Here is a 13,898-nt window from a genome sequence, read left to right on the forward strand (position 1 = left end):
AGGTCCGCGCGCCGGAGGTCGTGCTCCAGCCCGGCGGGCGGGCCGAGTCGACCGAGCCCTGGCCGGACGCCCCCGCCCTGGACTCCGTGGGGACGGGCGGGCCCGGCCGTGCCGGTCGGTGCCGTCGCGGCCCGGCACAGGCCGGGTCACGTCGCCGCGGTGGAGTCCCGGGCCGCGCCTGAGGCCCCTCCCTGCTCCCGGACCGTGAGCCTGCGCAGGATGCCGCGGACCCGGTCGCTGGACTCGTCGGCGGCGTCGATGGCTTCGATGCACTGCCAGTACAGACCCTCCTCGTCGGTGGCGCAGGCCACCCCGACCAGGGATATCCCGACCTCGCCGAGCAGGGCGCCCAGTCCCAGCAGGGCCTGGCGTATGTCGGAGACAGCGGTGAGCTGCGCCGCTCTGGGCACGGCGTCCCCGCCCCGGTGGTCCGCCCCGACGAGGGCCGGCCGGTCCAGGACCCCGCATCCCCGGCCGCCCGCTTCGCCGAGTCCTCTCGCCTCTCCTCTGAGCTCCGGCGGTCCGGTGACCGCCAGCCAGCCTCCGATCGCCTGGGCGAGTGCCTGTGCCTGCCATGCCTCGACCACGATGTCCAATGCCGCCCGGCTCTGTGCCAGAGCATGGCGGCCGGCCGCGATGAGCCGTACCGCTTCCATGAGCCGTCCCCCGTCCTGCTGCGTGACGCGCCCAGTCCGGCGGGACGCCGTCACTGGACCACTACCCAGAGTGAGGGCAATGGGGCTGTAAAGCCAGGGGTATTCGGAAATCTGTGGACACAATCGCGGTTGTGGACGAGTTCGTCACTCCGAAGAGTGACGGTGGTCTTGATTCCGGCCTTACTCGGGGGGTGCCGGCCCTTCGGCGGGGACGGGAAAGCGGGTCTCGTTGCGTTCGATCTTGGCGGCGAGGGCTCGGAGCGGGTCCACGCCGAGGACCTGGCAGAACTGGAGCAGGTAGGCGAGGACGTCCGCCGCCTCGTCGGCCACGCGGTGGGCGGATTCCGGGTCCTCCATGATCCTCTCGGACTGCTCGGGGGTGAGCCATTGGAAGATCTCGACGAGTTCGGCGGCCTCCACGCTGAGGGCCACGGCCAGGTTCTTCGGCGTGTGGTACGGCCCCCAGCCCCGGGCCGCCGCGAACTCGACGAGCCGGAGCTGGAGTTCGGCGAGGGTCGGCGCGGAAGCCGGCACCGGCTCCGGGCCGGCCCCCGCACCGACAACGGCGCTTCCGCCCCCGTCCGCGCGCGGATCCGGATCCGGATCGGCTCCGTCCGCCACCCGTCCCGACCCGCTCGCCGAACCCGCCGCCCGGGCCGCGTCCGGCCCGCTCGCCGACGCCGCCGCCCGGGCCACGTCCGCCGTCCCGGTCACGTCCGCCGCCCGGGCCATGTCCGTCACCGCGGTCCCGTCCACCGAACCGGCCCCGTCCGTAGCTCCTGCGGTGCTTTCCGCCCCTGCTGCCTCTGCTGCGTTCACACGGTCAGGTCTACCACCGACACCCCGTCCACCTCACGGGCCTTTCCGGCGGCCGCCCCGGCGCCCATGGTCCCCGCGAGCCGGACGTGGCCGCGGGCGCAGCACAGCAGGGCGAGGCGGAGCAGTTCGGCGGTCTGTCGGTCGTCGAGGCCGCGGTCGAGGCCGTCCGCGAGGACGGTCAGGGCCTGCTGGGCGGGCAGGAGCTCGGCGGCCGGGTCCACGGCGAGCACCCCGGGACCGGTGAGCAGGACCAGGGCGAGTGCGAGGAAGCGCAGTTCGCCTTCCGCGAGGCGACCCAAGGGGGTGGTGGAGTCACCGCCGCGGCCGAGCACCGCCCTGATGCGGCCGTCGGGCAGGTCCTGGGTGCTGAGGTCGGTGACGGGGCCGGCGCAGCCGGTGCGGGCGGCTTCGATCAGGGCGGCGTGACGGGTGACGCACTCGTTGCGGGTGCGTCCGAGGATCTCGGCGAGGTTCTCGCAGCCGCCGGTGAGGCGGCCGGTCCCGGCCGGTACGGGGTCGCGCATGGAGCGTGGTTGCGGATCGCAGGGAAACACCGCCCTGAGTGCGACGACGAGTTGCTCGGCGGCGGCGAGCACGTGGCGTTGTCCGGCGGTGCTGCCCGCGACCCGCAGCGGGAGGAGGGCGGTGCCGAGCCGGTCGTCGGGCAGGGGGGCGCGGGTGACGCCGACGTTGCCGCCGGTGAACCAGGCGGCCTGGACGGAGCGGCGGCCGGGGTCGCGTAAGGCGGTGCTGAGGAGGGTCTGGTCCTCGGTGGTGAGTCGTTCCCCGACGATGCGGAGCTCGGGTTCGGCCTGGACGGCGAGGTCGAGACGGACCGGTCCGGCGGGGCCGTCGACGGTGCATCCGATGCGGAAGCCGCGCCTTCCCTGGGAGTCGGGGGCGGCGCGTTCGGGGACACAGGCGGCGGGGTCGGGGAAGACCTCGGAGAGCTCGGCTCCGGAGGCGAGTCGGGCCAGGGAGGCGTAGGCGTCGAGGGCGTTGGACTTGCCGCTGCCGCTGGGTCCGGCGAAGAAGGTGACGGGGGCCAGCGGGAAGACGGCGCCGCGGTGGGACTTGTAGGAGGACAGGCGCAGTTCGGTGACGGCGGGCCGGTGGTGCGCCGGGCGCGCGGGCGGGCCGACGGGGCGGGGGGTGGTCATGCGCGGGACGCTACGCACCCCCCGCCCCGATGAACCGTTTTGTCCTGCCGGTCTTCCTACGATCGGGGGACGACGGCCGCGGCGATGCCCTCGACTTCGGTCCCCGCGGGTGCGAGCAGGAAGACGTTGCGGTCGACGCGGTGCATGCCGCTGCCGAGTCCGAACACGACGCCGCTGCTGAAGTCCAGGATCCGCTTGGCCACTTCGGTGTCCGCGCCCGTCAGGTCCAGGAGGACGGGGATCTGCGCGACCAGGTATTCGGCCACTTCGCGGGCGTCGGCGAAGACCTGCACCCGGAGGACGACGAAGCGACGCTGTCGCGCCGCGAACTCGTCGGCGGATCCGGCGATGGTGCGGTGGTCGACTCTCGACGGCCATTCGTTGCGGCTGCGCAGGGGCACCACTTGGGCCAGCCCCTCCCACTGTTCGTCGGTGACGTCGTACCTGCTCACCGGCTCACCTCGGCCCCACTCTTCTTGTGCATCCACGCATCTTCTCGCGTTTCACCCGTTCAGCCCAACACCGACACGGCGTCAGGTTCGGTTCGGGGCCGTCGGACCCGGCGCACCCGCGACGCGTAAAGTCTTGGCCATGGATGACGGCGAGGAATCACGCCTGCCCGGCGGCCCCTCGGGGGTCGGGGGACGGGCCGCGGGACGGGTCCACCGCCGCGCCGACGCCGTCCGCAACCGGGCTCAGATCCTCGCCGCCGCCGAGCAGCTCTTCGCCGAACAGGATCCGCGCGCGGTGACGATGGACCAGATAGCGCGGGCCGCCGGGGTGGGGCGGGCCACCCTGTACCGGAGGTTCCCCGACCCCTCCTCCGTCGCGGTGACCCTGTTGGAGGAGCACGAGCGCACCCTTCAGGAGAAGCTGACGTACGGGCCGCCTCCGTTGGGGCCGGGGGCTCCGCCGCGGGAGCGGTTGGCCGCCTTCTACGCGGCGAGCGCGGAGCTGCTGGAGCGGCACCTGCCGCTCGCGCTGGGGGCCGAGGGGGGCGCGGGACGGTTCCGGAGCGGGGCCTACCGTTTCTGGCGGGCGCACGTCCGGTCCCTGTTGCTGGACGCGGGCTGCGAGGACCCGGACGCCTCGGTGGACCTGCTGCTGAGCCCGCTCGCCCCCGAGGTGTACCAGTACCAACGGCACCGGCTCGGCCTGGACCAGCAGCGCATCGTCCGCGGGCTGACGCTGCTGGCGGACCGGGTGTTCGGGCACGGCGAACATGACGAGCACGGCGGGCGGAGCGGGCACGGCGGGCAGAGCGGGCATTGAGCCCGGCGCGTCCGCCGTGCCGACGGTGGGCCGGGAGCGGAACCCTACGGATGCCTCCGGAAGAATCAGGAGGGATCCGTAGGACCTCCGAGAACTTCTGAGGACTTCTGAGGACTTCTGAGGACTCCGGACGCCGGTGGGGCCCGCGTGCGGGGCGGGCGGCCCTGGTCGTCGGCCGGGGCGCGCCGTTAGCATCCGCGCCATGACCAAGATCGAGATCCGCCCGGCCACGGAGGCCGACCTGCCCGCCATCGTGGCCATGCTGGCCGACGACCCGCTCGGCGCGACCCGCGAGTCCCCCGACGACCTCACCCCCTACCTGGCCGCCTTCGAACTCCTGCGGCAGGATCCGAACCAGCTCATCGCGGTGGCGGACCGCGAGGGCGAGGTCGTCGGCACCCTCCAGCTCACGGTGATCCCTGGGCTGTCCCGCAAGGGCGCCACCCGCACCCTGATCGAAGGCGTCCGCGTACACGCCTCCGAACGCGGCCAGGGGCTCGGCGCCCGACTCGTCGAATGGGCGGTGGAGGAGTCCGAGCGCCGCGGGGCGCAGCTCGTACAGCTGACCTCGGACGCGACCCGTACCGACGCCCACCGCTTCTACGAGCGGCTCGGCTTCACCGGTTCGCACGTCGGGTTCAAGCGGCAGCTCTGACACGGAGCGGGGCGCGGGAGCGGCAGCAGGAGCGGGCCGGTGGGCGCATGCGCCGGCCCGCACGGCCCTCGGCCACGCAGGGTGGCGGTCCCGGGCGGCGAGGGGCCGCCCACCTGCCGTCGGCCGCGCACCGATCGGTGGCGTACGCGCCTTCGCCCACAGGGGATTCGGTTGCGAAGCCGGGCCCTCCCTGGGCGCCCAGAGCGTCCCGGGCCGGCGGCCCCATGACGGTACGGACGGAACGCGGGCCGATCCCTCCCTGGACGCGCCCCGCCACCCTCTCGCCCTGCGGCCCTGCGGCTCCCGCCCGCTACCCGGCGGCCGCCGCCGCTCTGGATGCCCGCGCCCCGGGCTTCGCCGGCCCCACGCGCGCCGCTCGCCCACTCTCAACGCTCGCTCTCCCCACGATCCGCGCTCCCGCCACGCGCCCTCCCCGACCGGCGTCCCCCGCGCCCTGGCCGCCGTTCCCGCCCCGGCACCCCTTACAGGGCCCGTCACCGCTGCGACTCCTCACCCCATCCGCCCCGCTCCCGGCCAGGCCAGGCCAGGCCACGACCACAGCCACAGCCACAGCCACAGCCACCGACGTCCGGCAGTGCCTGCAGGCGGCGCTCCGGCCGTGACCGCCCACACACACCACCCCTCCGACCCTCCCGCGATTTATATATGCCGGTGAACGGCATATAGTGGCGACATGAGCCCGGCGCGCGCCGGGCACGGTCAGGCACGACCGCGTGCCGGGGCACCGGCGCATGACGCCAGAGACGGAGCAGGACGTGGCCAGCAAGAAGAACCTCACCGCCAACCGCGAGACCCTCACCCACAAGCTCCGGCACGCCGCGAGCAGGCCGGAGCGCATCGCGCCCTATCTGAAGCGGGCCGCCCGCGACCGCTGGCTGGCCTTCAAGCACCCCGACCACGTCAGCTACTACCGTGCCGTGATGGCCTCGGACACCCGCCGCAACCCCGAGGCGGCGGTCGGCAGCCAGAGCCACGACCGCTGGCTCGCCCTCGGCGAGATGCAGTTCGACTACCTGCTGCGGCACGGCCTGGAGCCGGGCAAGCGGATGCTGGACATCGGCTGCGGCAACCTCCGCGCGGGCCGCCTGTTCATCGACTACCTCAACCCGGGCCACTACTACGGCATCGACATCTCGCCGGAGATCCTGATCTCGGCCAAGGAGACGCTCGCCTCGTACGGTCTCCAGGCGAAGGTCCCGCACCTGACGCTGACGAAGAACCTCACGCTGGACTTCCTGCCGGACGGCCACTTCGACGTGGTCCACGCCCACAGCGTGTTCTCACACTCGCCCGTCGAGGTCATCGACGAGTGCCTGGCCCACGTGGGCCGCATCCTGGCGCCCGGCGGTCACTTCGACTTCACCTTCGACCGCACCACCGGTGCCGAACACCAGGTGCTGCGGGAGGACTTCTACTACCGCACGGAAACGCTGATCGCGCTGGCGGCGCGGCACGGGCTGACCGCGGTGTTCATGGAGGACTGGGAGGAGCTGGGCCACGGCCAGTCCAAGATCAGGGTCACGGCGGGCTGAGCCCGGCCGCGACACCGAGACCGCCCCACCCCCCGGGGCGAGGGCCGGGCCGTTCCCCCACGGGGACGGCCCGGCCCTGCGGGTCCGTCAACACTCTGCGGCACCCGCCCGCGCCACTCGGACCCCGGCACCTGCACGAACGCGGACGGGGACGAGGCCGCCGGGTTCAGGCGGACGCGGCCCGGTCCCCGTCCGTGCCGTCACCGGTCCCCGCGTCTGCACCGCGGCCCCGCCACAGGGCCAGCACGACGGCACCCGCCCCGACCAGCGCGAGCACGGGCAGCACCTCGTCCTGGTCCACCACGCTCGCGAAGTACCCGGTGACCACGAAGGGCAGTACGGCGAGGACGAACTGCCCGGCGGTGCGGATCCCCCGCAGCGCGGGCCGGCCCGCCAGGACCAGCGCGGCCAGCACGGGCATCCCGTACCGCCAGTACCCGATGAGACCCATCCCCGTCACGTCGACCAGCGCCAGCAGCACCATGAGGAGCGGCGCCCACAGCAGCAGGGCGACCTCCCCGGTGCCGCTGCGGACCCGGGCCACGGGCCGCAGATCGGGCGGGCAGGCCAGGGGCATCGACGCGACCAGCAGTTGCGGCAGCAGGAACCCCAGGTGCGGTCCCGGATCCTCCACCACCTGCGGCAGGCTCGGCAGGACGAGGGTCAGCCCGTAGCCGAGCACCCCGGCCGCCGCCCATCGGGCCCCGGCGAACCGGCCGCCGAGCGCCAGGACCGCGCCGAGCAGCGCGACCAGGTGACAGACGCCGGTCGCGTAACTGAGCGGCACCAGGAAGTCCGGGTTGCCGCTCAGCCGCCAGTCGGCGACCAGGGACAGCAGGTTGAACCCGGCGAAGGAGGCCGTGGCGGCGAGCGCGAACGGCGCGGCGGCCGCGAAGGCCCGACCGCCCCGCTGTGCCGAACCGAGCCCCAGCCGCATCCGCAGGGCGTGCGCGGCGATGTCGTACGCCTCTCGGAAGCGCTCCTTGCGGCTCGCTTCCCGGGTGCTCTCGTAATAGAACTCGGCTATCTCCGCACCGAACTCCCGCCGGAACCGTGGCGGGTACAGGCGCAGCAACGGCATGCTCATGCGGAAGCCGCTCCGCCGACCACCCGGGACACACCCTGCGCCCCCGATACGCCCGGCACCCCGGCCACCCCGAGACGCCTCGCGGCCTCGCGCGCGGTCGCGGCGATCCGCTCGGCCTCGGCCGCCAGCCCCGCCCGTCCGGCGGAGGTCAGCGTGTAGGTCCGGCGCAGCCGGCTGTCCACGATCTCTTCCTCGTGGACCTCGATCAGTCCCTGTCCGAGGAGCCGCTCCAGCGCCCCGTACAGGGTGCCGGTGCGCATCTTGACCCGTCCCCCGGAGATCTTCTCGACCTCACGGGCGATCGCGTACCCGTGCCGGGGCTCGTCCGCCAGCGCCGTCAACAACAACAGCGTCGGCTCCTGCATCGCGCGCTCACTCATCCCTCCATGCTAGGTCACCCACCGACATATGCCGGTGCCCGCTCAGGCAGGAACGGCCGGCCACTGCCACGACCACGGCACGGAGCTCCCGGCCCCGGCGCGCACCGCACCTCAGGCGAGCGGCGCGAGGGCGCCGACGGGGTCCTCCCGGACGGCGAGGACACCCACCGGAAGCCCCTCCCCATCCACCCGCGCAGCTCCTCGCTCCCCCGCCGCAGCCGCCTCCCCTTCGCCTTCCACTGCGCCACAGCCGCTCCCACCGGCCCCGACGCCTGCGGCACCGGGCCGCTCGGACCACGCCGGGGCGGCGAGGAGGCGCCGGACCGGCCCGTCCCGTCGGCGCGGGTCTCCCGGGGCGACGGGCGACCGCTGCCTCCCGACGGGAAGGAGGGGCGCGCGGTCGGCGCACCTCGCCGGTTCGGCGCACCCGGGCGCCGCCCGCAGGACCGCCGGAACAGCCGCAGGAACAGCCGCCGACGCGGGTTCCGGTGCGCCCTCCGGAGCCCTCTCGTCGGCAGTGGACGACCCCGCTCGCAGCAGGTACTCGAAAGGATCGGGGCGGGTGTCCCGCGACTCCGCGCGGGCGTCACCGGCAGCGCCGGCGGCCGTGACGCGCAACCGGTCGGCGGCCTCCCGCAAACCGGCGCTGTCGCTCGCCACGAGGAACTCCCGGCGCTCCGCCGCATCGCCCGCGCCCACCGCTTCCCGTGCCGGTGCCGACACAGGCACGGGCGCAGGCGCAAGCGCAGGCAGCGGCACCCGAAGGCCGGAATTCCACGCACGGTGCGGGGCGAGTGCGGCGGCGGGCGGTTCGACGGACCGTGGCGGCGAAGCCACCGACGGACGACGCAGCGGTATCCGGACGAGCCCGGCCGGCGCGCCGACTCCTTCAAGAAATTCGATGATCTTGTCGATGTTGGTGAGCCGCCGACGACCCGACTCCAGCATCGACAGGAACGCCTGACTGAGGCCGGTCAGCCTGGCGACGTCCTCCTGACGCAGGGACCCCCGCTCCCTGATGAGACGGCTGGCCAGGCCGAAATCGAGTTCCGCGAGGGCGTGTCGGACGTCGGCGTGTTGCCATACCCTCTCCGGTACTCCGGGTAAGGAAGCCTCCTCGGGGGCGCCGGATCGCGTGCAGGCGGAACAACTCCCGTCCGGGTTGTACCGGCTCAGTCGGCAGCCGCACCGTTCGCAGTCTCGCACTGTCCGCCGAACCACTTGATGCCCCCTTGAGCGAAACGCGCCGGGCAACGGTGCAGCCCGCACACGACTGAGATCACCTCAGTGATATCACTTGTGCAATGTGCGCACCGGGGGATTCCCGGTCACCCTTGTGCCTCAATCAGCCTCATTCGAAAAGCGGTTGAACTCCACGGCACCTCCGTCACCAACCCACCCCTTTGTCTTGTTTCACCGGATTGCGACCCGGACGGCAAAGGGAATCACCATGCGGGCTTTCGGGCACTCGGACGACCGTGGGCGAGGCACTTCAGGAGAACGGAGAAGGAGGCACTTCCTTGATGACGGAACGTTTCACCAACGCACCCTTCGCGGCGCTCGCCCTCCCGTCGACAGGGAAGGGCCGAGGCGGCGCCGGGTGCGGGCTCGTGAGGCCGTTCCCCCGACTCCACCTGGTGCTTCCGTCGCACACGCCCGTGCGCGCCCAGCCGGTGGCCCGACTTGCGGGTGGGCTCGGCGGGCTCACGTCCCGGTCGGAGCCGGCTCGTCCGGGCCGGCCGCACCGTCCCCCTCTTCCAAGGATTCCATCGATGACCGAGAGATCCACGCCGTTCCTCGACGGTGCGACGGAGGGCCGAGGCCGCCGACCCCGCCGCACCTCCACAGGGGGCCACGAACGAGCCGACGGTGGGGTGCGGTGACCCGCCCGGTGTACCACCCGGCCGGAACCGACGAGGCGCTCGGTTTCGCACTCGTCGAATTACAGGCGGGCCGTTGGCAGCCGACCCGCGATTTGCTGTCCGTAACGGGCGAACACTGGGCGTTGCGGACTTCGCGCACGCAGGTCCTGGCGGTCACCGCGGCCCCTTCCGATGTGGTCGGGGTGTGGCTGGCGGAGGAGCCGGACAACCACGACGCGCACGTGATGCGGGCCCGCGTGGGGGTGGAGCGGGCGCTGCGCGCCCATCAGCAGCGGCACGCGAGCACGGCGGCACTGGAGGGGGCGGCCCGCAACGCGGCCCTGCTGGCGGCACGCCGGCAACCGCGGGACCCGGTGCCCTGGGTGTGCCTGCTCGCCCTCGCCCGGCTCGACGGGCGGCAGACGCGCCGGGAGCACCGGGAGCACTCCGGGGAGCCGATGTTGCCGAGCGGGCCGTGGGGACTGCTGCACGGTGTCGGCCAGCGCGATCCCTACAACCGGGAGGCGTTCCACCGCGTGCTCCAGTTCATCCTGGCGCGGGAGGTGCCGCCGGCGGCTTCGCTCGCCGCGGTGTTCGACTTCGGCCGGTGGGTCGCCTCCTGGGCACCGGCCGGCTCCCCACTGCTGCTCCTGCCGTTGTACGCGCTGGTCGAACAGGGGCGGCAGCAAGCGCTCCCAGAGCGCGGCGATCCGCTGTGGCGACACCAGTGGGCGGAGGAGCCGACGATCCGCTACACCCTCGACGCGTTCCACCACTGGTTCGCCCACCCGGATCCGGCGCCCCGTTCCGTGGCGGACCTGCACCACCTCGCGTACGCCCTGTGGGCGGGGCACCGGTTCGTGGAGGCCGCCGAGGTGTTCACGGCGGTGGGCGCCTTCGCCACCCGCGAGCCGTGGGCCTCCGTCCACGAGGACCCCCGGCGTGCGGACGGCGGCGAGGCACTCCTGCTGCGTGCCCGTAGGGAGTCGTCCGCCTTCGCCCGCTCCCACGGCCACCGGGGGGCACCCCGGTACTGACCGCCCGGCCCGTCGGCGGTCGCCCCGGCCCCGCTCCCGTCGCGGGCTCATGTGGTCCCCCGCCCGGCCGCACCCCCACCCAACTGCGCCCCACCGGCCGTGCCCCTCCCCGCCGCGCGCCACCCGGCCGCACCCCTCCCCACCGCGCCCCTGCCCGCCCTTCCACCATGCCCCTCCCCACCCTGCCCGCTCCTGCAGATGTCCGCTCCACCCCGATCCCACCTTCATGAAGGATGTTCCGTGATGCGCATACGCCCACCTCACCGCGGCACCGGCGACTCGGCCGATGACGCGTTCCTGCGGGAGCTGGGCTACGAGCCGGTGCTGACCCGCCGCATGGGTCCGTTCGGCAACTTCGCCATCAGCTTCTCCGTGATCTCCGTACTGAGCGGTTGCATGACGCTGTACGGGTTCGGTCTCGGCACCGGCGGCCCGGCCGTGATGATGTGGGGCTGGATCGCGGTCGGGGCCATGGTGATGCTCGTCGGCGCCGGCCTCGCCGAGGTCACCTCCGCGTACCCCACCTCGGGAGCCCTCTACTACCAGGCGGAGCAACTCGGCGGCCGCAAGTGGGGCTGGTACACCGGCTGGTTGAACCTGCTCGGGTTGCTCGGCGCGATCGCGGGCATCGACTACGGCGCCGCGCTGTTCACCGGTGCGTTCCTGAACCTGCAGTTCGGGTTCGTCCCCACACCGGGCAAGATCATGGTGATCTACTTCTGCATCCTCGCCCTGCACGCCACCCTCAACCTGTTCGGCGTCCGCTTGGTGAGCATCCTGAACTCCATCAGCGTGTGGTGGCACCTGGGCGGGGTCGCCGTGATCGTGGGGGCACTGGCTCTGGTGCCCTCACACCACCAGTCGCCGTCCTTCGTGTTCGGGGAGTTCGTCAACCACACCGGCTGGTCCAGCTCGCTGTACGTGGTGCTGATCGGGCTGCTGCTCGCGCAGTACACCTTCAGCGGGTACGACGCCTCCGCCCACCTGTCGGAGGAGACCACCAACGCCAGGGTCTCCGCCTCCCGCGGGATCGTGCGGGCGATCGGCTGGTCCTGGCTGGCCGGGTTCGTGCTGCTCGCCGGACTGACGTTCGCGATCCAGGACTACGCCGCCACCCAGGACACGGCCACCGGGGTGCCGCCGGCCCAGATCTTTCTGGACGCCCTCGGGGTCGCGGGCGCGAAGGCCCTGCTGCTCATGGTGATCGTCGCACAGTTGTTCTGCGGGAACGCCGAAACCGCCGCCGCCAGCCGCATGGTGTTCGCGTTCTCCCGTGACGGCGCCCTGCCCGGATCGCGGCTGTGGCGCCACGTCGACGCCCGTACGGGCACCCCGACGCGCGCCGTGTGGCTGTCGGTCGCCGTCGCCGCCGTCCTGGCGCTTCCCTCGCTGTACAGCCCGACCGCGTACGCTGCCGTCACGGCGATCAACGTCATCGGGATCACCCCCGCGTACGCCATCCCCATCTACCTGCGGATCCGCAACCGCCACCGGTTCCAGCCCGGCCCATGGAACCTGGGTCGCTGGGGCGTACCCGTCGGCGTGATCGCCGTGGTATGGGTGACGTTCGTGACCGTGCTGTTCTGCCTGCCCCAGAGCCGCCCGGAATCCGGGTTCGTGTCGGTGACCACGTTCAACTACGCGCCCGTCGCCCTGGTGGTGGTGCTCGTGCTGGCCGCGTTGTGGTGGCGGAAGTCCGGGAGGAACTACACGGTGCCGACCGCTTCCGCGGACGCCGGCTCGGACATGGCCAAGATCCAGGACGAGGTCGTGTGATGACCGACCGACACCCCGCCTCCGCCGAACCGGCGCACGGCCCGGATGACACGGGCCGAAGCGAACCCGCGCCCGCGCCCGCCACCACGCCCGCACCCGCACCCGCACCCGCCACGACGACGTCCGCCCCGGATCCGTCGTCCGCCTCGGACCTGCCCGATGCCCCGCCCTCACCCTCGCCCGACGCCTCGGCCTCGGCCGTCCTGTCGAGCGTCCACCACCGCTCGGCCCGCGCGTCGTACGTCGACGAACTCCGCGTGGCCGTCGACGCCGGCCGCATCGACACCGTCCTCCTCGCCGTACCGGACCTCCAGGGCCGCCTGAAGGGCAAGCGGTACGGGGCACGGCACTTCCTCGACCGCGTCCTCGACGGGGGCGCCGAGATGTGCGCGTACATCCTGGCCACCGACGCCGAGATGACGCCCTCCGACGGCTTCGCCCTGACCTCGTGGGCGAGCGGATACGAGGACATGACCGTCGTACCGGACGCCTCGACCTTGCGGAGCCTGCCGTGGCTGCCGCGCACCGCGCTGATCCTGGGCGACGCGGTCGCCCCGGGCGAGGATCCCGTGGAGGTCGCTCCCCGGCAGGTGCTCCGCCACCAGTTGACCCGCCTGGCCGCCCACGGACTGCACGCACGGGCGGGGCTGGAGACCGAGTTCGTGCTCTACCGGGGCATCCACACCCCGGGTGCCCGGGTCGATCACGAGGGACTCGTGCCCGTGACCGAGGAGAACCTGGACTACGCCCTCGACCACGCGCCGGAGGCCGACCGGTACTTCCGCCGCCTCCAGGGCTCGCTGGGCGAGGCGGGCCTGCCCGTGGAGGCGGTCAAGACGGAGGGGGCGCCGGGACAGGTCGAGGTCACCTTCCCGTACGGCCCCGCGATGGCCGCCTGCGACAACCACCTCGTGTTCAAACACGCGGCGCGCACCCTGGCGGGCCGGTCCGGCATGACGGCCACGTTCATGGCCTCCCCCCGGACCGGCCTGGTCAGCGGCCTTCACCTGCACATCTCCCTGACGCGCGGCGGCAGGCCCGTCCTCAACCATCCGGACGGCCGTCTCTCGGTGACGGGCGAGCACGCCGTCGCGGGGCTCCTGGCCGCACTGCCCGGACTGGCACCGCTGTACGCGCCGAACACCAACTCGTACAAACGGTTCGCGCCCGACTCGTTCGCCCCCACCCGGATGACCTGGGGCTGGGACAACCGGACCTGTGCGGTGCGCGTCGTCGGTCACGGTCCGGGTCTGCACCTGGAAGTCCGGGTCCCGGGCGCGGACGCGAACCCGTACCTCGCGCTCGCCGCGGCGGTCGCAGCGATCACGCACGGCATCGAGAAGCAGCTCGAAGCCCCGCCGCCGTGCACCTCCAACGCCTACCAGGCCACCGACGCACCCCTGCTGCCTCTCACCCTCGACCAGGCCCGCTCCGCGTTCCGGCACAGCACGGTGGCCGATGCGGCCTTCGGCAAGGCGGTGGTCGATCACTACACGCAGCTCGCACAGCTCGAACTCGACCACCAACGCCGCACGGTCACCGACGCGGAGCAGGCCCGCTGGTTCACCCGCGCCTGACCGCGCCTCCCCGAGACCAGGTCCCGGCCGAGACCGACTCCCCCTCGGCCGGGGCCTGCCCACA

13 protein-coding genes are annotated in these 13,898 nt (G+C 73.0%); 6 read left to right on the forward strand and 7 right to left on the reverse strand.

What is annotated here, in order from left to right; translation table 11 throughout:
* Positions 1 to 146 precede the first annotated feature (146 nt).
* The 4 genes from ABTZ17_RS10755 to ABTZ17_RS10770 all read right to left on the reverse strand — a co-directional run bounded on the left by ABTZ17_RS10755 (position 147) and on the right by ABTZ17_RS10770 (position 3,087).
* Positions 147 to 656, reverse strand: coding sequence for a DUF6099 family protein (locus ABTZ17_RS10755; RefSeq protein WP_352195210.1), 510 nt, complete (start codon positions 654 to 656; stop codon positions 147 to 149).
* 180 nt (positions 657 to 836) lie between these two features.
* Positions 837 to 1,190 (reverse strand): nucleotide pyrophosphohydrolase, encoded by a 354-nt coding sequence (locus ABTZ17_RS10760; protein ID WP_352195254.1) that lies wholly within the window; start codon positions 1,188 to 1,190, stop codon positions 837 to 839.
* A 281-nt stretch (positions 1,191 to 1,471) separates the two neighbouring features.
* Entirely contained in the window at positions 1,472 to 2,635 is a 1,164-nt protein-coding gene (locus tag ABTZ17_RS10765; RefSeq protein ID WP_352195211.1) for an AAA family ATPase, read from the reverse strand.
* 56 nt (positions 2,636 to 2,691) lie between these two features.
* Positions 2,692 to 3,087: a cell division protein SepF gene (locus ABTZ17_RS10770; RefSeq protein ID WP_352195212.1), complete on the reverse strand. Its 396-nt coding sequence runs from the start codon at positions 3,085 to 3,087 to the stop codon at positions 2,692 to 2,694.
* A 139-nt stretch (positions 3,088 to 3,226) separates the two neighbouring features.
* On the opposite strand from ABTZ17_RS10770, the gene ABTZ17_RS10775 reads away from it, so the two are divergent.
* The 3 genes from ABTZ17_RS10775 (at position 3,227) to ABTZ17_RS10785 (ending at position 6,115) form a co-directional block, all read left to right on the forward strand.
* Complete coding sequence (locus ABTZ17_RS10775) at positions 3,227 to 3,907, forward strand: TetR/AcrR family transcriptional regulator (RefSeq protein WP_352195213.1); 681 nt, start codon at positions 3,227 to 3,229, stop codon at positions 3,905 to 3,907.
* A gap of 202 nt (positions 3,908 to 4,109) precedes the next feature.
* Positions 4,110 to 4,562, forward strand: coding sequence for a GNAT family N-acetyltransferase (locus ABTZ17_RS10780; protein ID WP_352195214.1), 453 nt, complete (start codon positions 4,110 to 4,112; stop codon positions 4,560 to 4,562).
* A gap of 776 nt (positions 4,563 to 5,338) precedes the next feature.
* Positions 5,339 to 6,115 carry a class I SAM-dependent methyltransferase gene (locus tag ABTZ17_RS10785; protein WP_352195255.1) on the forward strand — a complete coding sequence of 259 codons (777 nt, stop codon included), beginning with the start codon at positions 5,339 to 5,341 and terminating at the stop codon, positions 6,113 to 6,115.
* Positions 6,116 to 6,281: 166 nt separating this feature from the next.
* Here the strand turns inward: ABTZ17_RS10785 and ABTZ17_RS10790 are convergent, their stop codons facing one another.
* From ABTZ17_RS10790 to ABTZ17_RS10800, 3 genes are all read right to left on the reverse strand, one after another.
* Positions 6,282 to 7,202, reverse strand: a complete 921-nt coding sequence (locus tag ABTZ17_RS10790) for a hypothetical protein (RefSeq protein WP_352195215.1) — start codon at positions 7,200 to 7,202, stop codon at positions 6,282 to 6,284.
* A complete protein-coding gene (locus tag ABTZ17_RS10795) occupies positions 7,199 to 7,582 on the reverse strand; it encodes a PadR family transcriptional regulator (RefSeq protein ID WP_352195216.1) in 384 nt (127 codons plus the stop codon). Before ABTZ17_RS10795 ends, ABTZ17_RS10790 begins: the two co-directional genes overlap by 4 nt.
* Positions 7,583 to 7,693: 111 nt before the next feature.
* Complete coding sequence (locus ABTZ17_RS10800; protein ID WP_352195217.1) at positions 7,694 to 8,851, reverse strand: helix-turn-helix domain-containing protein; 1,158 nt, start codon at positions 8,849 to 8,851, stop codon at positions 7,694 to 7,696.
* A gap of 610 nt (positions 8,852 to 9,461) precedes the next feature.
* On the opposite strand from ABTZ17_RS10800, the gene ABTZ17_RS10805 reads away from it, so the two are divergent.
* The 3 genes from ABTZ17_RS10805 (at position 9,462) to ABTZ17_RS10815 (ending at position 13,834) form a co-directional block, all read left to right on the forward strand.
* A complete protein-coding gene (locus ABTZ17_RS10805) occupies positions 9,462 to 10,481 on the forward strand; it encodes a hypothetical protein (RefSeq protein ID WP_352195218.1) in 1,020 nt (339 codons plus the stop codon).
* 243 nt (positions 10,482 to 10,724) lie between these two features.
* Complete coding sequence (locus ABTZ17_RS10810; protein ID WP_352195256.1) at positions 10,725 to 12,257, forward strand: amino acid permease; 1,533 nt, start codon at positions 10,725 to 10,727, stop codon at positions 12,255 to 12,257.
* Positions 12,257 to 13,834: a glutamine synthetase family protein gene (locus tag ABTZ17_RS10815; RefSeq protein ID WP_352195219.1), complete on the forward strand. Its 1,578-nt coding sequence runs from the start codon at positions 12,257 to 12,259 to the stop codon at positions 13,832 to 13,834. Before ABTZ17_RS10810 ends, ABTZ17_RS10815 begins: the two co-directional genes overlap by 1 nt.
* Positions 13,835 to 13,898 lie beyond the last annotated feature (64 nt).

It is taken from the genome of Streptomyces sp. NPDC097619, assembly GCF_040302735.1.
Lineage (GTDB): Bacteria > Actinomycetota > Actinomycetes > Streptomycetales > Streptomycetaceae > Streptomyces.